Below are 19,785 nucleotides of genomic sequence, written 5' to 3' on the forward strand. Positions count from 1 at the left end.
CATTGTCATTGAGAAAAGCAACGGTACTAAAATCTGTCCAGTCATTTGAAATGTCTCGTCTAGATCGATGGTAAATACGGTTATCACCTGACCAGCTATATACCAGTTGATTATGGCCACCAGCACCGATATGAATTAAATTACCGTAAACCGTTGGATAGCCACTGTTATAGACCTGATAAAGTCTAATTCCATCCTCACCGCCCCCAGAGGTAATGAGTGGCAGATTATTTGATGAATCAATCCTTTGAATACTGATATCTGATGAACCATCAAAGCTTACACCATTAATTTTGCGTGGGTTTTGTAAGCGTTGTGTCGTTTTTGCAATACCGCCATTTTCAGTGACGACACGTTCAAAAGGTTGTGTGAAACCTTTATCATCTACAGCAGCACGAAAAAATAAACCGCCATTACCATAAATTCCTGCAAGTTGCATTGCAGGGGTTGAGCCACCAGGTACAGAAAAGTGAGCGACTATACGACTGTCGACACCAGGTAAGTTTGCACGATAGATTCCTGATGGTGCTTTCCAATCGACACCAGTCATGTCGGTTACATCACCTAAAAAGCCAATCGGTAAAGTAACATCACTTGTCCCATCAAAGGCAACACTATTGATCTTACGTGCCGTTTGTAGCTTGGTTGCAGTCGATGCATTACCTAAGTAATTGCCGTTTTCGTCAATGATCGCAAGACTTCTAAAGTTATTATCTTTACCATTCCAGAACTCAAAACCGCCCTTGCCTAAACCTTGATGGTTTATAAGGTCGGTACGCCCAGCACCACCGACTTTGTTCCATGCCATATACACGCCTTGATTGGCTGGCATCGGGTTAATTTGTACTTTATTTTCTTGTAAATATTTGCCTTGCTCTGCTGATAAAGGTGTGGTTGTACCACCTGTCACCACATCGTTAATGACGGGTAAGTCTTTTTCTGAAATGCTGGTGATGAGTCCTTTGTTATTGACATTTATCACAGGGATTTTTAACCCAGCACCATAACTATTCGCCAATACACCACTATTGGCTAGTGTAAGCGTAATTTGAATATCGGATGTACCGTCAAAGTAGGCAGAGCCAGTACCAGCACCTGAGATATTAATATTGCGTTGGTTTTCGAGTTTAGTTGCTGAAGCTGCATTTTTAGAGTAGTTGCCGTTTTCATCAATGATTGCAAGACTTCTAAAATTATTATCTTTACCGTTCCAAAACTCAAAACCGCCTTTGCCTTCTCCTTGATGATTGACGAGATCCGAGCGTCCTAAGCCAACTACTTTGTTCCATGCCATGTATGCGCCTTGATTGGCTGGCATGGGTTCTAACTGAACTTTAGTCTTTTGTAGAGTTTTACCTTGTTCTGCTGATAGAGGTTTATCTGTTCCGCCTGAAGTTAAATCATTAATAATATCTGAACGTGGGATGTAATTATTTTTGACCCATTCTCTTGTCGCATAAATTAAAGAGTCATCTAAATAAACGGCTGTAACGTCTGCATTTTGAACGTTAACCACCAATTTAATATTTAGCTCACGTGCTGTCCCTTCATCGGCATTAGGCTTGTAAGTAGCTGGATAATTACTGTTGACCACTAAAACATTGTCAGCGTATAAGCCCAGCTCACGAATGGTGAAGCCCCCAATGTTTGAGGGGATGATCGCCTCACATATGACTTGATTGCCGTTATTTTTATTAATACTGACGACATTGAGTGCTACACGTGCTTTTTCGGCAACCAGTGCAGAGCGGTTTTCATCTGGGTCGGGAACTGAGCCATTTCCGTCCCCTAAAGCAATGTGTGAAAATTTAACTTTACTGTTAACGGAAGCATTTGCAAATAAGGCCTTGCCATTATTGGTAAGGATTCCTCTATAGTTGGCCATAATTTAATTATCCAGCATAAATGGTGACGGTTTCCGCACTATGTACGCCAACGGCATAACGTGGGACACAAAGGGGTAAGACATTAATAATGAGATTGGTCATGTGACGACTGGCTGGTTTTGCATCTTTTACCAGTCGATTGACCTCGATGTAGGTATCTTCGTTGAGTTCTGTGCCGTTAAGATCTAGCTCAAGCTTAAACGTACCCGGTTCCCCGATAGGGTTCATGTCGAACCACTCTGTAAACGTGCATGTATAGCCAAACTGTGCCAGTACATTGCGTACAGCTGCACGAGTGCCTTTGACTCGATGCTGACCAAACGATTTCTTAACACGCTCACGTTTTAAAGAGGGTTGCCAATTGTTATCCCATGAATCGACTGAATATTGCCAAGCCAAAAATGATAGGAACTGATCGGGAACATTATCGATACGACTAATTGATCGAATATTGATGGGCAAAGCCATATTTTTCGATGAAATATCGCTAAGGTTTCGTTCAAATAATGTGCTATTTGGTGGAAGTAAATTACTCATTCAACACCAGCCAATCGAAGTGTAATAGATTGACAAAAGCTGGCTTGTTCTGGGGTAAGAACGACATCATTTTTGGGGTTATTGAGTACCACGTGGCTCACCCCTGAAACGTGCAGTTGAGCATAGATTTCACTAAGATAGATTGAACGCCCTAACCGCTTTTGTTTGCTTGCGTAGGCTTGAGCATTGTTTTGTGCTTGCTGTAAAAGCGTTGCCCCTTCTGGGTCTTTGCCAATGTAAATATCTGCATCGATACCATATTCAACAATGGTAGCTGTTTGAACCGTGACTCGATCTCCGATTGGGCGTACATCTTCTGGATCAAGCGCCTTTGCAACAATTTGAACCAGTTCATTTGATGCGATGTTCTTCTCGGCATCCTTTTGTAAGATTGTGACTTTAACTGTGGCAGGGCTTGGAGAGGTTACTGAGACATCTGCAACACGGCCATCGGCTGAAAATGCATGATATTTGTATGAATTTTCTGGTCCTGCGGTACTAATGGAGTCAAACTTCATTTGTGTACGTGTGCGTAAATCTTCATCTGATTCATAAACGGCCACGCTGTTACGTGTGGCATCGGTCACAAGCAAACGTTTGACATCATAATTTGCAGCGACTGCATCTAAGTCTGTGCCTGTTGCATAGGCGAGTAAGGTTGCTAGTGATGCGTTGTTAATTCGATTTCTAAGCACTAATTCGCGATACGCATTTTCCTGAAGGTATTTAGTTAGGGGTTCACTTTCTCTATTGAGGATCTCACGAATATCATCTTGTTCAGTATTGTTATAACGTGCAATGAGCGCTTCTTTTCGCTCGGTTAAAATGGTTTCAAAGTCTAAGACTTCGATCATCTGGGGCGGTGTAAGTTGAGAGAAATCGACATTCATTAAGCAGCACCCATTTGAAGAGGGATATTGAGATTAATATGCTGATTTGTGAGCATATAAACGGCATCTAAATCCATGATGATTTGTCCCTGAGTAATCTGAGAAATATTTATTTTTTCTATACTGATGCGTGTTTCCCACTTTAAAATTGGGGTATAGATTGCGCTATAAAGCTGTAATATCAGGACATCATTCATAGGTTGATCGATAAGATCGGGAATTTTTGAGCCGTATTCACGCCTCATAATTCGTGTACCAATAGGCGTGGTCAAAATGTCAGTAATGGACTGGCGAATACTTTCAATTTCACTGGTGAGGCTTTTGCCTGTGGTACGAGATAGCATCATGCGCTTGGGACTCCAGCAGTATCGCTACCGCCTTTAACACCTTTTGTTTTATGGTTTCTTAGGCTAATGTCCTGTGCTTTTACATCTGCATCGGTTGTAATATCTTGTGTTGTATGAAGTTTCCCATCGATATATACGTCTGATTTAATTTTGGTTGTACCGCCTTCTGGCAAAATTGCTTCTAAGTGATGATTTTTTTTGTCGTATGAAATGACTGCACCATCTTCAAATAAACGAATAACAATATCGGGGTTCTGAGAAATCGTTGGAAACTCTGAATTATTTAAACCTACAATAACAACGCCTTGCGTCAATTCTCCGCTTGGACTAAGGACGATACACTCCTCACCAATATTGGGTAGGTCATGCGACTGGTCTTTGCCTGCTCTTAAACTAATGAGACGTAGTTTACCCGTTACGATGCCACCTAAATTGACAGTAACTGTATGGAATGGGGTTGAGAGTTCGATGCTATCGATTTGTCCTAAACGAACAATATTTTCTAAGCGTCTGAGGGTGTCTATATTCATACTGCAATCGTGTTGCAGTCTTTCATTTTTTGCATCTAGTTTTAGTTTTTAAAGTGATTTTAAAAACTAAAAGATTGGGGGTTCAAAAGAAGGTATGGTCAAAATGACCATACCTTATTCTGCCCATTAGTTACTAAGACGCTTTACCGCAGCATCAATAATATTAGGCAAAAGGTTTTTTTGAATTCTACTTTCATGAGCAATGATATTCGCTATTTCTTCTTCACGAATAGTTAAGGAGTCGTGTTCAACAAAGTTCATATCTATACCCTGCTGTAAGCTTTCTATACTGTGATTTCAAATCTAAAAATACCCTCAACAATTGGCAACTGTGGTGATTTCCGCAATAGTTGAGCTAAAACGATCTTTCAAAAAAGTTTTCTTACTGGCATACAAATATGGGAACGGACTGATTATTTCGCAATACCTGAATGGTGATTTCCACCATTCAGGTAGCAAGTCTCTCTTGAACGGTCGTTATCTGACATAAGTACCTCGTAGTAAGAATCTCAGTCTTAGAAAGCTAATCGTTTCTTAGGTCGTGAAGGATATCAACGCGAGAGCCATCTGGTAACGTGGCATAAATTTCAAGATCAGTTCCAAGTGCTTGTAGATACTGACGCAGAGTTGAGAGTTGAATATCTGCACGTTTTTCTAATTCAGCAACAGTTGGTTGCTTGATATGCATTGCACCTGCCACTTGCGCTTGTGTAAAACCGAGTTGTTTGCGCAATTTAGATAAACGTAATGCTGTGATCATCTCGACAGCTTTCGCTTCAACGGTAGCTTGGTCGCTTGTAGAAAGAGTATTCATTAATTCACTGATTGGTTTAGCCATTTTTCAACTCCTCAAGATATTGTTGATAGCTTTTTTCTGCGATTGGGATCATACGATCATAGAAACGCTTATCACTGGTTTTGTTGCCACCGCACAACAAGATCGCTTGTCGTAACGGGTCAAACACAAATAGAATACGGTAAGGGTCGCCTGCATGTTGTACACGCAACTCTTTCAAGTTCTTTAGCTTACTCCCCTTTAGCGTATCCACATGAGGGCGTGACAACTGCGGTCCATACTCCTCAAGCACTTTGATACTTGCAAGTATGTCGATTTTTTCCTCAGTTGATAGTTCTAAGAACCACGTTTCAAAAGGTTGTTCAAATAGAACCGTCCACATAATTCAATCCTTGCTATATAAGCTAAATATAGGTTAAAACCTATATTTAAGCAAGAGAAAAAAGACATTAGAAATTGGATTAATAGCATGAATGTAATGAACCAACCCGAAACAGTAGAGGATTATGAGGCACTTACTGAAGCTCTAGACAAACTAATAGATATTGTAGGGGATGACGAAAGTCATCCACTTGCGAGTGTAATGCACCAGTTAGGTACACTTGTATTGGAATATGAGAATGAACATATGCCAATGCCAGAAATTCATGATGTTTCTGCTATTCGAAGTGATTGAACTCTAAATAATCTAGGATCTCTTTTTCGATCATTTGTTTTTCTTCTGGACTAAATCCAAGTATTTCACGTTTTGCATATTTGACTTGTTTTCCTCCCTTTTCTACTTCGCCAATGAGACCGAACTGGTGAATGTTCAATATATTTGAGAGCTGAGGATTAAAGCCAATTTCTGCGCCTTGCATGGTTTTTTTAATTCTAAGATATTGAGCGTTTCGGATTTGTTTAAACATTTTATTGCGCGTGGTTGGGCGATCTGACGCTGTACTTTGATGGTTGGGCAAGTAACGCACGATACGAGTTTTGACAAATGTACGTGTACCATTAGCAACGGTATCATAACCAATTAAGCGCGTTGGGGTTGTGCGATAGCTCTTTAATTCAACTAAGCGTTTTTGGCCATTGGCTTTTTGGTAAATAAAACTGACGGGTTTCAGTGCCTTAACAGGCCGTTTTCTTTCTCTATAGCTTGAACCATCGGGGTTCTTTTGACTTGTAATCCGTTGCTTTTGGCTCTTGCGTAATTTTCTGGCAATTTCCATTGCCATTTTTTGTTTTTGTTGGCCACTAAGCTGTTGTAGTAGACCATTTAAATGCTCGGATAAAAAATCTAATTCAGCCATGTTCTGGCATTACCACATCAAGTGCATAGTAATCATCTGATTGAACAGAATTCCAACTTGCCAATGCTGTACCATTTTTGTCAAAGAGCGTCACTGGTTGTGAGGTACTGGCTTTTGTATATTGTGGCTCATCTGGATAGTTAATATCTAAACGACCATCTTGTCTTTTAACAATGACACGCTCTGTCAAAGGGAGTTCAATGACGAGATCCACTTTATTGTTATCGACCACCTCAACATTAAATTTAATCGCGTTTTCCATCTGCTGAAGGTTCACTAAAATTTCAGATTGGTTTATACGAAGCCATTCGAGCAGTGGAATACTAATCGCAGCTAGTTCACCAGCATAGTCTGTAAAGACTAAGGAAAGATTATATTTATATTCAAAAGAAAGCCCTTGTGCGAATGTAGAGCAAAGATTTCCACCTTCAACAAAGATAAGAAGCTGTTCAGGGTTTTGCGCTAATTCTGGAATTGCTTCGACTAAAAAGTTTCTAAGTTTTTGGGGTTTTTGCATTATTTGTTTCCAATGAATGCATCGACTTTAGCAGCACAAAGTGCAAAGTCGGCTTGCTGTTGTAAGTACGCCAAAATGAGATCTTGATTCGTTTCAAGTTTAATCGTTTGTAATGTACAAGGCGTAATCGCTAGATTATTGACTGGTTTGGGTGGAACTGTTGAGCAAGCGAATAAAGCTGTCAGGGATAGGCTGACTAGCCCATGTTTGAGCTGGATAATCATGGCTTACGATCTCTTTGACTGACTGTAATTTTTGCTGTGTATTTTTTTGGATCTGGGCTTGAGTGCTTTGAAGTTTTAAAACGATCGCTGTTTGCCGTTGCACCTGGTCTTCTGCTTCTGCAATTTTCTGTTGCTTTTCGCTAATCACGATATCTTTTTGCTGAATTGTTTGTTCTAGCTGTTTTACCTTTAGAACTTGTAATTTAAAGGCATACAATGAAAAGTAAATAATCACTAGACTCAAAGCAATTAAGATCGGCTTTAAATAGGTTTTGAGAATATAGAGGACTGCGATCATGCCACAGCCTCTTCACCATAAATGGGTTGTAAGTGATCCCATTGTTTTTGGAATTTCGCTTGATAGCCAAGTTTTTTATAGTTCGCTCCGTTATATAAGGTGAAAACTACATCCCAATTTTCAGCTTGAAGCGCATCTAATAGCTTGACTGGTTTTGCATTAATAATGCCTGTTTTGGTCTCGACAAAGCGTAAAAAGGCATCTAATTGTTTAGATTCACTGTCGTATTGCTGTTGCACAAAATCTTGAATAGATGAGTAACCCAATGCTTTGAAATTCTCGCCCATAATTTGGAATTGTCCCCAAGAGCAAGATTGAAGCGCACATTCTAGATCGATTTGTTTTGCTTGTTCTAAACGTGCATATTCGCCACTATTTCCCACATAGCCACCAGTAAGAGTATTAACAATATTGGGGGTTTTAACGGCTTGTTGTTTTGCATAGTCTTCACCATATTTTTGTTTTAGGTAGAAATACATGCGGTGACGTTCGTATAGTATTTTTGGTCGACCATCATCTAAGAAACCACAGCCTAAGCCTTCAACCGCACCAAAGGTTCGAATAATCAGTTCTGGTACATTTAAACGTTTTGCTGCATCTTTATAGTCTTGATCTTTTAAGTATTTGCTTGTATCTGCACCCGATAAAGCCAGTCTGGTTTTATCACCAACTTTACCATCGGCCACTAGACCAACTTTAAGTTGAAATGCAATCACTGCTTTTTCTGTTTCTGCTTTAAACTCGCCTACCATCGGGCAAGAAAAACCTAAACGATTAAGCGATTTTTGAAGTGACAACACTTCTAGTCCCAATGAACCATATTTTAAAATCATGCACTTTTCTTCCTAAATAACTGTGCCACGTTCCCTTCTGATTTCCAGATAACAACAAATAAGATAAGACCAAAAAACGCATCCCATACGGTAACTGGGTCTTTTAGAAAAATGATATTTACGGCTTGTCCCATAAATGATGCGATGAGCATTACGGCTAATATTTCATGTTTTCTTTTATGCGTGTTGCTATGGTTTTCATAGCTTAAAATTCGAATTGCAGACAGTAAGTAACTCATTACTGCGATACTAGAAAAGAGTAATTCCATGTTATTTCCCCTTGCCTCTTAACGCATTGAGAATGTCTGTAATGGATGCACTCTCAAGCCATGTAATTATTTTTTGTAATAAGACAATCGCAACAACCGCAACAATAAAAGAGGCAGTAGAGTGACTGTCAATGATGGTACGATTAACAACTTCAGGAGCAAGCAGATAACCGATTGCTGTTGAAAAAATGAATGCTGTAATACGTTTTTTATACGTGAGATCCTGTGTATAAAATGCGATGAATGCTGCACCGATGACAGCACCAAAAAGCGAGTCGCCATTTACAAATGGCAAAAGAGAAACAAGACTCGCACTGGTTGCAATCGCAATTGGAGCGGTGGGTTCTGGCATAATTAATCCCATAAATTTATTGTTTGTTGTATTTGCTCTGGTGTATTTATATCGGGCAAAGTGACTTGCGTTCCCATTGGTAAAAAAACATCGAGCTGGGCAAGTTGTGGATTGGCCTCTAAGACCTTTTCAACCACTCCAGCACTTCGTCCGTAATATCGCCAGCAGATTGCATCGATGGTGTCGTTTTGAATCGCAACGATGTTTTGACTCATATCAACTCAATTGTGGTCTGGTTCTGCTTTAAAAGCTGTTGAATTGCCCAGTGTTTATTTCGTCTATATTCATCAATCGTAAGTGTCAGATCGTCAGCGCGTTTGTTGCCTGTATTGGTACTGTCATAACCTCGATACTTTTCACAAACTTTCGCAGCGACACCATTGCTTACGGCTGAAAAGTAAAGAATTTCTGTATCCGTTTTTTCATTTACTTTGTTTTTAGACAATTGGATTAAGTTTGTATCGGGTTGAATCAGTGAAACAAGTAAGCGATTCACATCAATGATTTCTTCAAAGATGGCTTGTTTTAATCTCGCATCTGTTACTGATCCATCAATTTTTACGATATCCCGAATATCATTGATTGATACATCTGGGAAAAAAGCATTCGTGCTAATTTTTTCGTGTTGTGGGGTTGGATTACCATTGGCAACAAAGCCCATATCAAACTCCTAAATGCACGGGTGGGAATAAGGATTAAAGAAAAAACTTGATTGGGTTTTTCTTAATATTTATTCGCCCGTGCGGTGCAGGGCACTTGTTAGAATGTAGGTACATTCGTTGTTTGTTCTAAATCTGCGATCATTTTCGTCACAGCTTTATGATCATTTTTTCCTCGGCATCGGTCATCTAATTTAATGGCCGTTTCGAGGTGACTTTGTGCTTTTTTGGCAAGGGCAAGATCTTGTTCAGGAATACCAGACATGCTCTTCATTTCTGCTTTGCCCAGCGCGACATAAAGACGAGCTTTAACTTGCTCAGGCATATCAAATGCATGCTCTGGAAAATCGGCAGAAGTATGTAAAAGTTCTTCAAGTTTGATTAATACATTCAGATTGAAAGGCTCGTCTTCATCTTCGGCACTCAGTAATTTAAGCTGTGTTTCTGCGACTTGCTCATAAACAAAAGTGGCCACTGTTCGTTCAAACTGATCAGGCGTATTTAATTGTGCTTTTAACATATATTTCATGATGTTAATGGCATAGTCATAGTCGCCAGTATCTACCGTCCACACCAGCATATTACTGATGATTTCATCGGGTACATTTGGGCAACTTTCTAAGATGCCATCGACATATGATTTGTATTGATCAAAAAGCGCTTTCTTTTTTTCAATCTTTGAACTGGTGGCTTGAATCTGCTTGAGTAAACTCTGATCACGTTTAAGCTGTGAAAAAAGTTGCTCGTATACACTGGTTTGACGCATTTCGCCAAACATGGCTGCATCTGCTGCAGCCTGTTTTGCTTGATGCTTTAAAAAATGCTCTCGAGCAAAATTACGCATCTTTCACCTCAATATTTTCGGCCATAACTGCGAGGCCTAAATCTTCGATGAAATAGTCTTCATTTGAGGATTCGTAGTTTTCAATTTGGTCGCGTTTTGGGTTATCAATGACTGCACGTCTGCGCGAACCCTCTTGAACATAGATTGAAAGATTGTCAAAAGTTGTCACAAGGATTGTACCTTCAGGAAAGAAAGGCACTGAGTAAACAGGAAGGTTACCCATTCTTTTTTGGCTGATGATAATATCTGCAGCTAATTTTTCAGAGTTATTCTGATCTTTATTGACCAGTGGAAAGTATTTATCTGCTTGAAGTTTTCGGTTACATAGCACCACTAAATCGGGATTATCTTGATGAACTTCGTCAATCATTTCATCAACAATATTCATTACCAATGCATCGAGATTTTTGTAATCCCCTGTTGAGCCAATGATAATTTTTCCTTGAGTCGCTTTACCTGTACTTAATACACGTTGTGGATTTTCTTCACGTTGCTTTTGTAACCAGCCTTTATTTACATCTTGTAATTTTGGATTAGCAACAATATCCGTATTAGCAGCATAAGATGTACCATTAAAGCCGATCATAATACGATCTAATGCTTGGCGAATTTGAATCTGTGCGCTAAAGCGTTTATAGAAATCATTAAATTTTGCCCATTGATCTAACTTTTGGTATTTGATCGCTGTATCAAAATCTGTTTTTCGGCAAAAGTATGTACGCTCATCTAAACTTGATGGGTCACTCGCTTGGCGATCTGTTGAGTCTGTATTGGTACGAGAAGCGATTGGGCGACTGATCCCAAGTCCTATTGCAGAAGCAGATTGTTCATTGACTAGAAATACATTAATTCTACTTAAAAATGCAGATGATAGTTGAATTTTGCTTTCAAGTTTTTGTTGCACGGATGGTGTAACAGTAAATTTACTTTCAACTGAAGATGTTTGGTTTAATTCAGCCAATTGCACCATACATTTATTAAATTTTGTACGAGTATCTATACGCATTTTGTTCTCTTGTATTTATTAAATAAGATTAGCAGTCCACAACATCATCTTTGTCCGTAGCATTGAAGCCACTGGTCGTTTGAGGACGTGATGGGTTGGCTGGCTCTTTTGATAATTGATCTTTAAGCGAGTTGTATTCTGTTTCTAAACGATTGAACTTGGTCGATAGTTCTTCTAAATCGTTTCCAACTTTTTGAGTTTGCTGTGCAACTTCGATAATCGCTTCTTCATGTTGACTAAAGTCATGGGCTTGTTTTTTATTTTGCTTGCTAAACATCGACTTAATGGTGTCGATAACAGAAGTTTTTTCTTCTTCGACTTCAATATTTGCTTCTGTGGTTGCCGTAAATAAATTGTTTGGATCTGTCTTTTTGTGGGCAAATGGATTGACTTGCGCCCCTGCAGCAAATTGCAACATTTCAGTGCCTAAAGAGGCAGGATTGTCTGTGACAGCCAACCCAACTAAATAAGCTTGATCTGTATCTGAAAACTTAGGGCTGACTTCCATTGAAGTAAATAATTTTTGCCCAGCTTTCGTCAGCTTCACTAAATTGGCATTGGGTTTGATTTGAGCATATAGCGCGGGTTTTTCTTCACCGTTAATGGTTACATTTTCGACTTTTAGGGCTAAAACCGTACCATATGATCCGAAAGAACTTTCTGGGTGAGCGCCCTTGATATGTTCAACATTAACAACGGCTGTATATACTTTGGGGTCATAACTAGCAGCCATTTGCTTAATCCAACTTGCATCAATCGCACGGCCGTCTGTTGTTGCACCAGCTACTCCAATACAGAACCAGTTTGTTTTTGCTTTATCACTCATTGTGAAAACCTAAAGTTTAATTAGGTGCAGAATGAAGAATAAGGGGCACTCTGTGCAATGAGAAAAATTCTTTAAAGTCACTTTAAAAACTTTTTGTGGCTGATAAAAAGTTTTCAAACTGCCAACCTTGCACTGTCTTGTTAAAAACAGTGTCACTATGAACGATCTTTCTCCCATTGCTAACTTATCGCTTGTCTTAGACAATCGGCTTAAAGCCAAATTTTTATATTGGCTTGGCTGGAAAGTTGTCGACATTGCCGAAGCAACGGGGGAAAAAGAACGTACTGTAAGCGCATGGAAAGCGAGAGAAAAATGGGAAGAAGAAAAACCCGAAAATCGGATTGAAGAAGCGTTAGTTATTAAAATTACAACGCTAATTTTAAAAAATAAGAAAACCAGTGGTGATATTAAAGAACTTGATTTACTCATGCGCCAGTATGAACGCTTTGCACGTATTGAAAAATACCGTGAGGGAGGTTCTGAAAGTGATCTAAATCCAAACTTACAACAACGCCATATTAAGAAAAAGCAGAAATCTAATCACTTTGATGAAGAACAAACAGAGCAATTAATTAGTTTATTCGAAGCTGAGATGTTTGATTATCAAAGAACGTGGTATAGAGCTGGCGACCAAAGAACACGTGTCATTCTGAAAAGTCGTCAGATTGGTGCAACGTGGTACTTTGCACGAGAAGCTTTAATCGATGCCGTTCAAACAGGGCGTAATCAAATATTTTTATCTGCCTCTAAAGCACAAGCACATATTTTTAAAGGTTATATTCAAGCATTTGCAGGCGAAGCATGTGATGTTGAATTGACAGGCGACCCAATTATTTTATCAAACGGTGCGAGTCTGACATTTTTAGGAACGAATGCAAAAACAGCACAGGGGCATCATGGCAATTTTTACTTTGATGAGTTCTTTTGGACACATGGGTTCAACGATTTAAATAAAGTTGCCTCTGCGATGGCTTTGCATAAGAAATGGAGAAAAACCTATTTTTCAACGCCATCGACAATGGCGCATCAAGCCTATGAATTTTGGACGGGTGAACGCTATAACAAACGTAGACCTAAAGACCAACAAATTAAATTAGATATTAGTCATGATGCGCTGAAAAACGGTAAACACTGTTCGGATAAGATGTGGCGACAAATCGTTACCATTTTAGATGCAGAAAATGGGGGCTGTGATCTATTCGACATTGAAGAACTCAAATTTGAGTATTCAGCGGAAGAATTTGAAAACCTCTTAATGTGTGGGTTTATTGATGATGGTGCATCAGTTTTTCCTTTAGAAATGTTACAGCGCTGTATGGTTGATTCATGGGAAAAATGGAGTAACGATTTTAAACCTTTCCATCAACGACCATTTGGCAATAAACCTGTTTGGATCGGTTACGATCCTGCCTTAAGTGGTGACAGTGCTGGTATTGTAGTCGTTGCCCCACCTGACCAACCCAACGGAAAATTTAGAGTATTAGAACGTCATCAATTAAAAGGTGATAATTTTTCCGAACAAGCCGAATTCATTCAACAACTGACAAGAACCTATAATGTCACTTATATCGGTATTGATAACACTGGGATGGGTACAGGCGTTGCACAATTGGTTCGTCAATTTTTCCCATTACTTACTGAGTACAGCTATTCGCCAGAAGTGAAAGCCTTTCTTGTCATGAAAACAATGGATGTTATTCGTAAAGATCGCCTTGAGTTTGATGCTGGGGCAACGGATTTAGCACATTCAATGATGAGTATTAAGAAAACACTTACTGCCAGTCAAAAGAAAATCACCTATGTCGCAACTCGTTCAGAAGAAACAGGACATGCGGATTTAGCATGGGCACTCATGCATGCACTCGCGAATGAACCGCTTGAGGGTCAAAACACAAATAATAAATCTACTTTGGAAATTTATTCATGAACTTAAAAACGATGTTGCTAGGGAAAGCTCAAAATTTCCTTAAAGATAATTTAAATTTAACGTCCCATTCACAGCATGAAGCATTCACTTTTGGCGAACCTACCCCTGTGCTAGATGGGCATGATTTATCTAATTATTTAGAGTGTTATTGGAATGGTCGATATTATGAACCTCAAGTGAGTATTAATGGACTTTCAAAATCTTGTAAAGCCACGCCTTATCTAAGTTCTGGCATTATTTTTAAACGTAATTTCTTGGCTAATTTATTTAAACCACATCCCCAACTTTCTCGCAAATCCTTTGAACAAATTGCTTTAGATTTTATTTGGTGTGGAAATGCGTATGTCGAAAATATTCAGTCACGTTTAGGCAATACCATTGAATATAAACCAGCCTTAGCCAAGTCTATGCGTGTCGGAAAAGATGATACATTTATCATGCTTTATAATGGGGATGAGGGATTTGAAGAATGGCAATTTGCACAAAATACAATCTGTCATATTCGTGAAACAGATATAGACCAAGAAATTTATGGAGTTCCTGAATATGTAGCAACATTACAAAGTGCATGGCTAAATGAGTCAGCAACTTTATTCCGTAGAAAATATTATAATAACGGTTCACATGCAGGATATTTAATGTATGTGAATGATCCAAGCCTAGATGCAAACGATGTATCTTCTTTGCGCTCTGCTTTGCGTAATAGCAAAGGACCAGGTAACTTCCGCAATGTCTTTTTACATTCGCCCAATGGTAAAAAAGATGGTGTGCAAATTATTCCAATTTCTGAAATCGCTGCGAAAGATGATTTCGCAAGCATCAAGAATATTTCACGAGATGATATTTTAGCAGCACTTCGGATTCCCCCTCAATTGTTAGGGATCGTGCCACAAAATACGGGAGGGTTTGGATCAATTAAAGATGCATCGGAAGTCTTTTATCAAAACGAGATCCAACCATTACAATCTAGAATTATGCAGATTAATGATTGGGCTGGAGATGATATTATTCAGTTTAATAAATATAAACTAGATACATTAAAATAATTTTTCTTTTTAATTTCAAAAAAATTCTTTAAATTTTGACATTTATATATTTAAGGACTCTGAAATGTCTGATAAAGAAAATATTAAATTCTCAATTAAAGAAGCGACTATTCGCTTCTTTTTGTATTTTATATAAAGATTTTTTCAGAAAATCATCTTATCTAAAATCAAAAAAAACCTCATCAAATTGATGAGGGCTTTTTGCATTATTGTGTATTCCACACATCATTACGGTAATACAGTTTGAACTATTTCAACATGTTCTAAGGGATGTCCAATAACAATCGCCTGTCCTTTATCACCTATCTGCAAGCAGAGTCTAGATAGAGAATTGTCAGAATACCTAACACGCCACTGGTTAGATTCTTCATTTTCCGATTCTAGAAATACAACTAAACCCGTTTCACCAGATGGATGTTGAATTAAGTCACTTTCAAAAATTGGATATCCAGAATAATCAGTCCACGGAGCTAATCTATTTGTTTTTAAAAGCTCATCTCTCTGTAGTAAAAAACTTTTATATTGATCAAAGTTATTTTTCATAAAATCCCTCAACTGAGAATAGCATTACCTATAAAAAATCTTACCCGATGTCCATTTTAAAAAATATAAAAATTTCTTTTATCTCATCCAGACTAAGCCCTGCCGCTCTGCTTCTAATGCTTTTTTTAAATCTAATAATTCATTAATTTTTTTAGGCTCAACTTCTTCTAAAATATTCTTTTCTGTAATAGCAATCATACTTAAAAGATCTTGATATTCTAATTGGGTTGATTCAGGGTTCTTTAACATTTTACGTTTCCTATGTAATTTTGGTATTTTTGGTTTTAAAATAATAACTTACGTTATTTTCTATAAAGCCATTATCGCTCCGAATCATCTTTTAATCAAGCAATTTATTTGACATTTTTGTCAAAAAAAACCTTTACAAATTGACATTAATGTCATATAATAGTTTTATTGTTTAAACAGGAGTACAACATGAGTTGTAACGAATTTAAACGATGGCTTCTCGCGAAAGGCGTAGTTTTCATACGAAGAGGAAAAGGATCACACTGGATTATTGGCTTAGACAATAAAAGAAGTGTATTTCCTGATCATCAAAGTAAAGAAATAAAAGAAGGTACTCGTTTAAAAATCAAAAAGGATCTGGGGCTTTAGCCTCAGATTCTTACAACTCAAATACTCTATTATTAGTATTTAGGATGAACTTATGGAATATCCCTTTATCATCAAAGATGATTCTGATTATTTTGAAATTACGTGTCGGGATCTACCAGCTTTAACAGCTATCGCTTATTGCAAAGAAGATATTGAGAAAGAAGCGATTGAAGCGTTACAAACAACTTTCATGATCTATATGTCAGATCGTGAAAAGATTCCTTTACCATCCAAAAAACAGGATGGTGAAGTCGTTTTCAGTTTAGACTTTAGATCAAGTTTAAAAGTTGCTTTATACAATGAAGCTTTAAGCCAAAAAGTTACTAAATCGGAAATGGCTAAGCGCATGGGATTAACGCCTAAACAAGTGGATAGAATTTGGGATGTAAATCATCCGACTAAATTTGAAACAATTGAACAAGCGTTTTTTGTTTTAAACAAAAAGATCGTTCATAAAATCATATCGATCTAACTCAGAAATCAGAAAAAATCCTCATCAATTCGATGGGGATTTTTTTCGTCTACAAAAAACCTGTCTGGACTGTCCAATAGCTGCCGAGCGCAGTTGCCCCGCCCACCTGCCCCGTGCAAATGTGTCAATTTCCCGACACTGGCAGACTACTACAGTATATTGCTGTATATCCCAATGTATAAGGCTTTCAGAGGGTAATATTCCCTATTTCGTAATACTACATTTTACTACACGACAAACATTCACCCAGTTTTCCTAAAAGTTTCCAGATTAACGCTTGGATCTGGGGTGCTGCTTGGGGATACCTGATGCGTAATTGCATACTCGCCTCGTGCTGTGAAACCACAAAATACGTTCGTACATTGAAAATACGATACACGGAAAAGTTCAGCCTCTAAGTGGCTCGATGTTAAACGCATTTTTGTTTTACAATGTGGACAAAGGAATAGCTGTCTTGATGACATTTGTTTTCACCTATCTGTTATTTTGTTTTTCTGCATGTGTTGCACAGTCTATGCAAAGTTTTACAGCACCCAGCTTCTGACGTTGTATAGGGATGTCTTCACCACATATTTCGCATTCTTTAAGTGATGGGATATCGTAATTTTTGAAGGCAACTTTAACTTGGTTCAGTTGATTTCGTTGTGCAATGTCGATGTTGTCTGCCATTTTTCTCTATTTCTCGTATTTCTTTCTATTTGCTCGCACAAGCGATCTTTATTAATAGTCTGTAGGGTTGGTTATCTTTATGCGTTTATCGCGCCTGTAAAGCCAATTTCACGCAAATAAGGCTCTAGTTTTTTGCATTCAGTCGGATTACTTAGCTTTTTTGCGATTTTTGCTGCTAATTGTTCATAGCTTTCGTTACCTTCCGCATATTTGCTTGCGATTTCTGGTAAGTGAGATAGTTTTTGAGCGAACACATGAATTTGTTTCTCAGTCATTGTTTTTTGATGACTTGCTTTTGATTTTGTATTCGTAGATGAGATTGGCTTTTCGTACTTACTCATGTTTTTAAGTAACCAGTCGACGAAGTAGTACATTTTCATACTGTCATTTAAATTTTTGTCTGCATTGAATTGCTCGAACGCATTTTTCTCTCTTTCAAACCAAGATGCCTTCCCGATCTTTTCCGCAGTGTCTGAATCTGTGACAAACGAAAGCTCTGTTTTTAATTTTTTAAACGAAAACCAGTTTTTTATATTTATAGGTTCTATTGGTAGATTACTTGATAGATTCTGCGTCCCAATATTGGGACTGTTCAGAGTACCGTTTTTGGGACTGTTCAAAGTACCAATATTGGAACTGTTCCGTTTTTGGGACTGTTCCGTTTTTGGGACTGTTTCCTCACGTCCTATTACTCCAGTTAAACGATAAACTTTGACCTGTCTTGTTACTCCTTTACGCTCACCAGTATCTTGTATTAATTGAAGACCAATTAACTCAGAAATAACTTTTACAATTGTCTTTCTGTTTAGCAGAGTATCTTTAGTCAAACGTTCATAACTTGGGAAACATGTGTGGTCTTCCCCTGCACGATCTGCAAGAGAAATTAAAACAAGTCTTTGGGTTGATGTTTGAACTGGTGCTTTCCATGCCCAAAGTGTTGCATCTAAACTCATATTGAATCCTGATATATGTATCCAGAACGTTCTGTCTACATATGAAATAAATAAAAAAGAAAAAGGGAGATTTTAATTACTTGAATTTGAATATTCTTTTTCTTCAAAAGATGAAGAAAAGAAATCAACTAAAGATTTGTGTGTTAAAACACCATTTGAAGCATGAACCATTGCATTTAACATTTTGATGCTTGGCTGTCTTTTCTTATAAACCAACTGCTTATTGATATAACCGTAACTTGTTCCGACCTTTTGAGAAAATTGAATTCTCGCGTCTTTAGATAGTGAAGACCAAAACTCAGAAAACATTGTGTACTTTCTTTAATCTTAAAATTTAACCCAAATGTACTTCAAAGAGATTCTTTATTCAATTTATTTTTAAGGTTAAGGTACTATTTTTATTCACCTCTAAGGTATAAATTTATAAAAATACAAATGAATTCAGGTTTTAAACAATGAATATAATGAGTGATTTAGCTAAGACCAGGCGAAAAAATACTTTAGCTTTACTTGCTGATAAGCATATGACTAAAAAAATGTTAGCAGAGGGCATAGATGTTAGTCCTCCTCTTATTAGTGCGTACTTAGGTAAAAATCCTCACAAAGCAATGGGTGACAACCTTGCTGCAAAAATATGTAAATTTCTAGGTGTAACACTTCGCGAACTTGATACAGATCAAGACTTTATTGATAGTATAATTAGAGATAGCGCCCCAATATTTGGTGACTCAGCTATCAAAACAGAGGATAAGTATGTATTAGTTCCTTTATTTAAGAATGTAAAAGCCTCATGTGGAAATGGTTATTTAAATGATGATAATCAAGAGGTTGAAATGATTCCATTTGATGGAAAGAAGTTGTCATCTAGAAATATTAGTAAAAAAAATGTGCAAGTAATTTTTACTGACGGTGACTCCATGTTACCGATTATTCCACATGGTGCTCAGGTATTCTTAGATAGAACTAGGAATACAGTTCAACGAGATGGGTTAATTTATGTTATCTGTTTAGGGGAATTGGTTTTAGTTAAATATTTATTTAGGCTGCCTAATCATGGACTCAGAGTGGTGAGCGCAAATTCTAATAAGGACTTGTATCCAGACATTATTTTATCCAAAGAAGAAATAGAGTCGGATACCTTTCACATTACTGGTCAAGTATTTCATGTAGATTATGAACTTCCATTTTAAAACTTAATTTATAAATAATTGTGCTAAATGCTTAACTTTGATGTTAAGCATTTTTTTATGTATAGAGAATTAACCTAAAAATTAAATTAATTTAACAATTAACAACAATAAATTTTTATATAGAAAATTATTATTAACTCCTTTAGAATTAAAATTAGTTAATTTAATTAAACTATTTTTAACCAAAGTAAAAAGCCCGTATCAAACCTTCAAATCTAATACGGGCTAATGCCTTTCAGCGAGAGTAATTATGAG

The 19,785-nt window shown here is 37.6% G+C and carries 32 protein-coding genes; 6 read left to right on the top strand and 26 right to left on the bottom strand.

Annotated elements, in window-relative coordinates; translation table 11 throughout:
* The 8 genes from I2F23_RS09045 to I2F23_RS09075 all read right to left on the bottom strand — a co-directional run.
* Positions 1-1,885: phage tail protein (locus I2F23_RS09045; protein WP_195772277.1), on the bottom strand; the 1,885-nt coding region annotated here is incomplete at its 3' end.
* 7 nt (positions 1,886-1,892) lie between these two features.
* Entirely contained in the window at positions 1,893-2,423 is a 531-nt protein-coding gene (locus I2F23_RS09050; protein WP_195772278.1) for a phage tail protein I, read from the bottom strand.
* A complete protein-coding gene (locus I2F23_RS09055; protein WP_195772279.1) occupies positions 2,420-3,313 on the bottom strand; it encodes a baseplate J/gp47 family protein in 894 nt (297 codons plus the stop codon). The genes I2F23_RS09050 and I2F23_RS09055 overlap by 4 nt, the downstream gene beginning before the upstream one ends.
* Positions 3,313-3,657 carry a GPW/gp25 family protein gene (locus I2F23_RS09060; RefSeq protein ID WP_195772325.1) on the bottom strand — a complete coding sequence of 115 codons (345 nt, stop codon included), beginning with the start codon at positions 3,655-3,657 and terminating at the stop codon, positions 3,313-3,315. Before I2F23_RS09060 ends, I2F23_RS09055 begins: the two co-directional genes overlap by 1 nt.
* Positions 3,657-4,190, bottom strand: coding sequence for a phage baseplate assembly protein V (locus I2F23_RS09065; protein WP_195772280.1), 534 nt, complete (start codon positions 4,188-4,190; stop codon positions 3,657-3,659). Before I2F23_RS09065 ends, I2F23_RS09060 begins: the two co-directional genes overlap by 1 nt.
* A gap of 126 nt (positions 4,191-4,316) precedes the next feature.
* Positions 4,317-4,451, bottom strand: a complete 135-nt coding sequence (locus tag I2F23_RS14005) for a hypothetical protein (RefSeq protein WP_266096419.1) — start codon at positions 4,449-4,451, stop codon at positions 4,317-4,319.
* Positions 4,452-4,713: 262 nt separating this feature from the next.
* The gene (locus tag I2F23_RS09070; RefSeq protein ID WP_195772281.1) at positions 4,714-5,028 is read right to left on the bottom strand and encodes a helix-turn-helix domain-containing protein; all 315 of its coding nucleotides are present in this window, start codon (positions 5,026-5,028) and stop codon (positions 4,714-4,716) included.
* Positions 5,021-5,368, bottom strand: a complete 348-nt coding sequence (locus tag I2F23_RS09075) for a type II toxin-antitoxin system RelE/ParE family toxin (protein WP_195772282.1) — start codon at positions 5,366-5,368, stop codon at positions 5,021-5,023. The genes I2F23_RS09070 and I2F23_RS09075 overlap by 8 nt, the downstream gene beginning before the upstream one ends.
* Before the next feature lie 87 nt (positions 5,369-5,455).
* Between I2F23_RS09075 and I2F23_RS09080 the strand changes: the two genes are divergently transcribed.
* The gene (locus I2F23_RS09080) at positions 5,456-5,662 is read left to right on the top strand and encodes a hypothetical protein (RefSeq protein ID WP_195772283.1); all 207 of its coding nucleotides are present in this window, start codon (positions 5,456-5,458) and stop codon (positions 5,660-5,662) included.
* Here I2F23_RS09080 and I2F23_RS09085 read toward each other — a convergent pair.
* The 12 genes from I2F23_RS09085 to I2F23_RS09140 all read right to left on the bottom strand — a co-directional run bounded on the left by I2F23_RS09085 (position 5,646) and on the right by I2F23_RS09140 (position 12,112).
* Positions 5,646-6,284 (bottom strand): phage virion morphogenesis protein, encoded by a 639-nt coding sequence (locus tag I2F23_RS09085; RefSeq protein WP_195772284.1) that lies wholly within the window; start codon positions 6,282-6,284, stop codon positions 5,646-5,648. The two genes, I2F23_RS09080 and I2F23_RS09085, sit on opposite strands and share 17 nt — an antisense overlap.
* Positions 6,277-6,801 (bottom strand): phage tail protein, encoded by a 525-nt coding sequence (locus tag I2F23_RS09090; protein WP_195772285.1) that lies wholly within the window; start codon positions 6,799-6,801, stop codon positions 6,277-6,279. The genes I2F23_RS09085 and I2F23_RS09090 overlap by 8 nt, the downstream gene beginning before the upstream one ends.
* A complete protein-coding gene (lysC, locus tag I2F23_RS09095; protein ID WP_195772286.1) occupies positions 6,801-7,025 on the bottom strand; it encodes an Rz1-like lysis system protein LysC in 225 nt (74 codons plus the stop codon). Before lysC ends, I2F23_RS09090 begins: the two co-directional genes overlap by 1 nt.
* Positions 6,937-7,323: a hypothetical protein gene (locus I2F23_RS09100; RefSeq protein ID WP_195772287.1), complete on the bottom strand. Its 387-nt coding sequence runs from the start codon at positions 7,321-7,323 to the stop codon at positions 6,937-6,939. Before I2F23_RS09100 ends, lysC begins: the two co-directional genes overlap by 89 nt.
* Positions 7,320-8,156, bottom strand: coding sequence for an N-acetylmuramidase domain-containing protein (locus I2F23_RS09105; RefSeq protein WP_195772288.1), 837 nt, complete (start codon positions 8,154-8,156; stop codon positions 7,320-7,322). The genes I2F23_RS09100 and I2F23_RS09105 overlap by 4 nt, the downstream gene beginning before the upstream one ends.
* Positions 8,153-8,425, bottom strand: a complete 273-nt coding sequence (locus I2F23_RS09110; protein ID WP_195772289.1) for a phage holin family protein — start codon at positions 8,423-8,425, stop codon at positions 8,153-8,155. Before I2F23_RS09110 ends, I2F23_RS09105 begins: the two co-directional genes overlap by 4 nt.
* A 1-nt stretch (position 8,426) precedes the next feature.
* Positions 8,427-8,777, bottom strand: coding sequence for a putative holin (locus I2F23_RS09115; RefSeq protein ID WP_195772290.1), 351 nt, complete (start codon positions 8,775-8,777; stop codon positions 8,427-8,429).
* Between the two features lie 2 nt (positions 8,778-8,779).
* Entirely contained in the window at positions 8,780-8,992 is a 213-nt protein-coding gene (locus I2F23_RS09120) for a tail protein X (RefSeq protein WP_195772291.1), read from the bottom strand.
* Positions 8,989-9,438, bottom strand: coding sequence for a head completion/stabilization protein (locus I2F23_RS09125; protein ID WP_195772292.1), 450 nt, complete (start codon positions 9,436-9,438; stop codon positions 8,989-8,991). The genes I2F23_RS09120 and I2F23_RS09125 overlap by 4 nt, the downstream gene beginning before the upstream one ends.
* Before the next feature lie 98 nt (positions 9,439-9,536).
* Complete coding sequence (gpM, locus tag I2F23_RS09130; RefSeq protein WP_195772293.1) at positions 9,537-10,280, bottom strand: phage terminase small subunit; 744 nt, start codon at positions 10,278-10,280, stop codon at positions 9,537-9,539.
* Positions 10,273-11,286, bottom strand: a complete 1,014-nt coding sequence (locus I2F23_RS09135; protein WP_195772294.1) for a phage major capsid protein, P2 family — start codon at positions 11,284-11,286, stop codon at positions 10,273-10,275. The genes gpM and I2F23_RS09135 overlap by 8 nt, the downstream gene beginning before the upstream one ends.
* Positions 11,287-11,314: 28 nt before the next feature.
* Complete coding sequence (locus I2F23_RS09140) at positions 11,315-12,112, bottom strand: GPO family capsid scaffolding protein (protein WP_195772295.1); 798 nt, start codon at positions 12,110-12,112, stop codon at positions 11,315-11,317.
* A gap of 157 nt (positions 12,113-12,269) precedes the next feature.
* Between I2F23_RS09140 and I2F23_RS09145 the strand changes: the two genes are divergently transcribed.
* Together I2F23_RS09145 and I2F23_RS09150 are read left to right on the top strand one after the other, a co-directional pair.
* Positions 12,270-14,039 carry a terminase large subunit domain-containing protein gene (locus tag I2F23_RS09145; protein ID WP_195772296.1) on the top strand — a complete coding sequence of 590 codons (1,770 nt, stop codon included), beginning with the start codon at positions 12,270-12,272 and terminating at the stop codon, positions 14,037-14,039.
* Between the two features lie 11 nt (positions 14,040-14,050).
* Positions 14,051-15,085, top strand: a complete 1,035-nt coding sequence (locus I2F23_RS09150; protein ID WP_228285392.1) for a phage portal protein — start codon at positions 14,051-14,053, stop codon at positions 15,083-15,085.
* Positions 15,086-15,313: 228 nt separating this feature from the next.
* Here the strand turns inward: I2F23_RS09150 and I2F23_RS09155 are convergent, their stop codons facing one another.
* On the bottom strand, positions 15,314-15,628 hold the full coding sequence (locus I2F23_RS09155; protein ID WP_213014697.1) for a hypothetical protein: 315 nt from the start codon (positions 15,626-15,628) through the stop codon (positions 15,314-15,316).
* 78 nt (positions 15,629-15,706) lie between these two features.
* Entirely contained in the window at positions 15,707-15,877 is a 171-nt protein-coding gene (locus I2F23_RS09160) for a hypothetical protein (protein WP_195772298.1), read from the bottom strand.
* 189 nt (positions 15,878-16,066) lie between these two features.
* On the opposite strand from I2F23_RS09160, the gene I2F23_RS09165 reads away from it, so the two are divergent.
* Positions 16,067-16,246: a type II toxin-antitoxin system HicA family toxin gene (locus tag I2F23_RS09165; RefSeq protein WP_195772299.1), complete on the top strand. Its 180-nt coding sequence runs from the start codon at positions 16,067-16,069 to the stop codon at positions 16,244-16,246.
* Positions 16,247-16,298: 52 nt separating this feature from the next.
* Entirely contained in the window at positions 16,299-16,718 is a 420-nt protein-coding gene (locus tag I2F23_RS09170) for a type II toxin-antitoxin system HicB family antitoxin (protein ID WP_195772300.1), read from the top strand.
* Between the two features lie 242 nt (positions 16,719-16,960).
* Here the strand turns inward: I2F23_RS09170 and I2F23_RS09175 are convergent, their stop codons facing one another.
* The 4 genes from I2F23_RS09175 to I2F23_RS09190 all read right to left on the bottom strand — a co-directional run bounded on the left by I2F23_RS09175 (position 16,961) and on the right by I2F23_RS09190 (position 18,649).
* A complete protein-coding gene (locus I2F23_RS09175; RefSeq protein ID WP_195772301.1) occupies positions 16,961-17,182 on the bottom strand; it encodes an ogr/Delta-like zinc finger family protein in 222 nt (73 codons plus the stop codon).
* A 10-nt stretch (positions 17,183-17,192) separates the two neighbouring features.
* Positions 17,193-17,387, bottom strand: coding sequence for a TraR/DksA C4-type zinc finger protein (locus I2F23_RS09180; RefSeq protein ID WP_195772302.1), 195 nt, complete (start codon positions 17,385-17,387; stop codon positions 17,193-17,195).
* A 77-nt stretch (positions 17,388-17,464) separates the two neighbouring features.
* On the bottom strand, positions 17,465-18,340 hold the full coding sequence (locus tag I2F23_RS09185; RefSeq protein WP_195772303.1) for a helix-turn-helix domain-containing protein: 876 nt from the start codon (positions 18,338-18,340) through the stop codon (positions 17,465-17,467).
* Positions 18,341-18,412: 72 nt separating this feature from the next.
* Positions 18,413-18,649 (bottom strand): XRE family transcriptional regulator, encoded by a 237-nt coding sequence (locus tag I2F23_RS09190; protein ID WP_195772304.1) that lies wholly within the window; start codon positions 18,647-18,649, stop codon positions 18,413-18,415.
* A gap of 155 nt (positions 18,650-18,804) precedes the next feature.
* On the opposite strand from I2F23_RS09190, the gene I2F23_RS09195 reads away from it, so the two are divergent.
* Positions 18,805-19,530 carry a S24 family peptidase gene (locus I2F23_RS09195; RefSeq protein WP_195772305.1) on the top strand — a complete coding sequence of 242 codons (726 nt, stop codon included), beginning with the start codon at positions 18,805-18,807 and terminating at the stop codon, positions 19,528-19,530.
* Positions 19,531-19,785: the final 255 nt, after the last annotated feature.

It is taken from the genome of Acinetobacter pollinis (genome assembly GCF_015627175.1).
In the GTDB taxonomy this organism is placed as follows: domain Bacteria; phylum Pseudomonadota; class Gammaproteobacteria; order Pseudomonadales; family Moraxellaceae; genus Acinetobacter; species Acinetobacter pollinis.

Bases quoted from the DNA above. Each gene is read 5' to 3' on its own strand.
- I2F23_RS09185 (WP_195772303.1), bottom strand. From the start codon at position 18,340: ATGAGTTTAGATGCAACACTTTGGGCATGGAAAGCACCAGTTCAAACA.
- I2F23_RS09160 (WP_195772298.1), bottom strand. From the start codon at position 15,877: ATGTTAAAGAACCCTGAATCAACCCAATTAGAATATCAAGATCTTTTA.
- I2F23_RS09125 (WP_195772292.1), bottom strand. From the start codon at position 9,438: ATGGGCTTTGTTGCCAATGGTAATCCAACCCCACAACACGAAAAAATT.
- lysC (WP_195772286.1), bottom strand. From the start codon at position 7,025: ATGATTATCCAGCTCAAACATGGGCTAGTCAGCCTATCCCTGACAGCT.
- I2F23_RS09065 (WP_195772280.1), bottom strand. From the start codon at position 4,190: ATGAATATAGACACCCTCAGACGCTTAGAAAATATTGTTCGTTTAGGA.
- I2F23_RS09170 (WP_195772300.1), top strand. From the start codon at position 16,299: ATGGAATATCCCTTTATCATCAAAGATGATTCTGATTATTTTGAAATT.
- I2F23_RS09115 (WP_195772290.1), bottom strand. From the start codon at position 8,777: ATGCCAGAACCCACCGCTCCAATTGCGATTGCAACCAGTGCGAGTCTT.
- I2F23_RS09145 (WP_195772296.1), top strand. From the start codon at position 12,270: ATGAACGATCTTTCTCCCATTGCTAACTTATCGCTTGTCTTAGACAAT.
- I2F23_RS09085 (WP_195772284.1), bottom strand. From the start codon at position 6,284: ATGGCTGAATTAGATTTTTTATCCGAGCATTTAAATGGTCTACTACAA.
- I2F23_RS09195 (WP_195772305.1), top strand. From the start codon at position 18,805: ATGAGTGATTTAGCTAAGACCAGGCGAAAAAATACTTTAGCTTTACTT.
- I2F23_RS09060 (WP_195772325.1), bottom strand. From the start codon at position 3,657: ATGCTATCTCGTACCACAGGCAAAAGCCTCACCAGTGAAATTGAAAGT.
- I2F23_RS09070 (WP_195772281.1), bottom strand. From the start codon at position 5,028: ATGGCTAAACCAATCAGTGAATTAATGAATACTCTTTCTACAAGCGAC.
- I2F23_RS09120 (WP_195772291.1), bottom strand. From the start codon at position 8,992: ATGAGTCAAAACATCGTTGCGATTCAAAACGACACCATCGATGCAATC.
- I2F23_RS14005 (WP_266096419.1), bottom strand. From the start codon at position 4,451: ATGAACTTTGTTGAACACGACTCCTTAACTATTCGTGAAGAAGAAATA.
- I2F23_RS09165 (WP_195772299.1), top strand. From the start codon at position 16,067: ATGAGTTGTAACGAATTTAAACGATGGCTTCTCGCGAAAGGCGTAGTT.
- I2F23_RS09080 (WP_195772283.1), top strand. From the start codon at position 5,456: ATGAATGTAATGAACCAACCCGAAACAGTAGAGGATTATGAGGCACTT.
- I2F23_RS09155 (WP_213014697.1), bottom strand. From the start codon at position 15,628: ATGAAAAATAACTTTGATCAATATAAAAGTTTTTTACTACAGAGAGAT.
- I2F23_RS09055 (WP_195772279.1), bottom strand. From the start codon at position 3,313: ATGAATGTCGATTTCTCTCAACTTACACCGCCCCAGATGATCGAAGTC.
- I2F23_RS09140 (WP_195772295.1), bottom strand. From the start codon at position 12,112: ATGAGTGATAAAGCAAAAACAAACTGGTTCTGTATTGGAGTAGCTGGT.
- I2F23_RS09135 (WP_195772294.1), bottom strand. From the start codon at position 11,286: ATGCGTATAGATACTCGTACAAAATTTAATAAATGTATGGTGCAATTG.
- I2F23_RS09175 (WP_195772301.1), bottom strand. From the start codon at position 17,182: ATGTCATCAAGACAGCTATTCCTTTGTCCACATTGTAAAACAAAAATG.
- I2F23_RS09090 (WP_195772285.1), bottom strand. From the start codon at position 6,801: ATGCAAAAACCCCAAAAACTTAGAAACTTTTTAGTCGAAGCAATTCCA.
- I2F23_RS09180 (WP_195772302.1), bottom strand. From the start codon at position 17,387: ATGGCAGACAACATCGACATTGCACAACGAAATCAACTGAACCAAGTT.
- I2F23_RS09110 (WP_195772289.1), bottom strand. From the start codon at position 8,425: ATGGAATTACTCTTTTCTAGTATCGCAGTAATGAGTTACTTACTGTCT.
- I2F23_RS09050 (WP_195772278.1), bottom strand. From the start codon at position 2,423: ATGAGTAATTTACTTCCACCAAATAGCACATTATTTGAACGAAACCTT.
- I2F23_RS09150 (WP_228285392.1), top strand. From the start codon at position 14,051: ATGTTGCTAGGGAAAGCTCAAAATTTCCTTAAAGATAATTTAAATTTA.
- I2F23_RS09190 (WP_195772304.1), bottom strand. From the start codon at position 18,649: ATGTTTTCTGAGTTTTGGTCTTCACTATCTAAAGACGCGAGAATTCAA.
- gpM (WP_195772293.1), bottom strand. From the start codon at position 10,280: ATGCGTAATTTTGCTCGAGAGCATTTTTTAAAGCATCAAGCAAAACAG.
- I2F23_RS09100 (WP_195772287.1), bottom strand. From the start codon at position 7,323: ATGATCGCAGTCCTCTATATTCTCAAAACCTATTTAAAGCCGATCTTA.
- I2F23_RS09105 (WP_195772288.1), bottom strand. From the start codon at position 8,156: ATGATTTTAAAATATGGTTCATTGGGACTAGAAGTGTTGTCACTTCAA.
- I2F23_RS09075 (WP_195772282.1), bottom strand. From the start codon at position 5,368: ATGTGGACGGTTCTATTTGAACAACCTTTTGAAACGTGGTTCTTAGAA.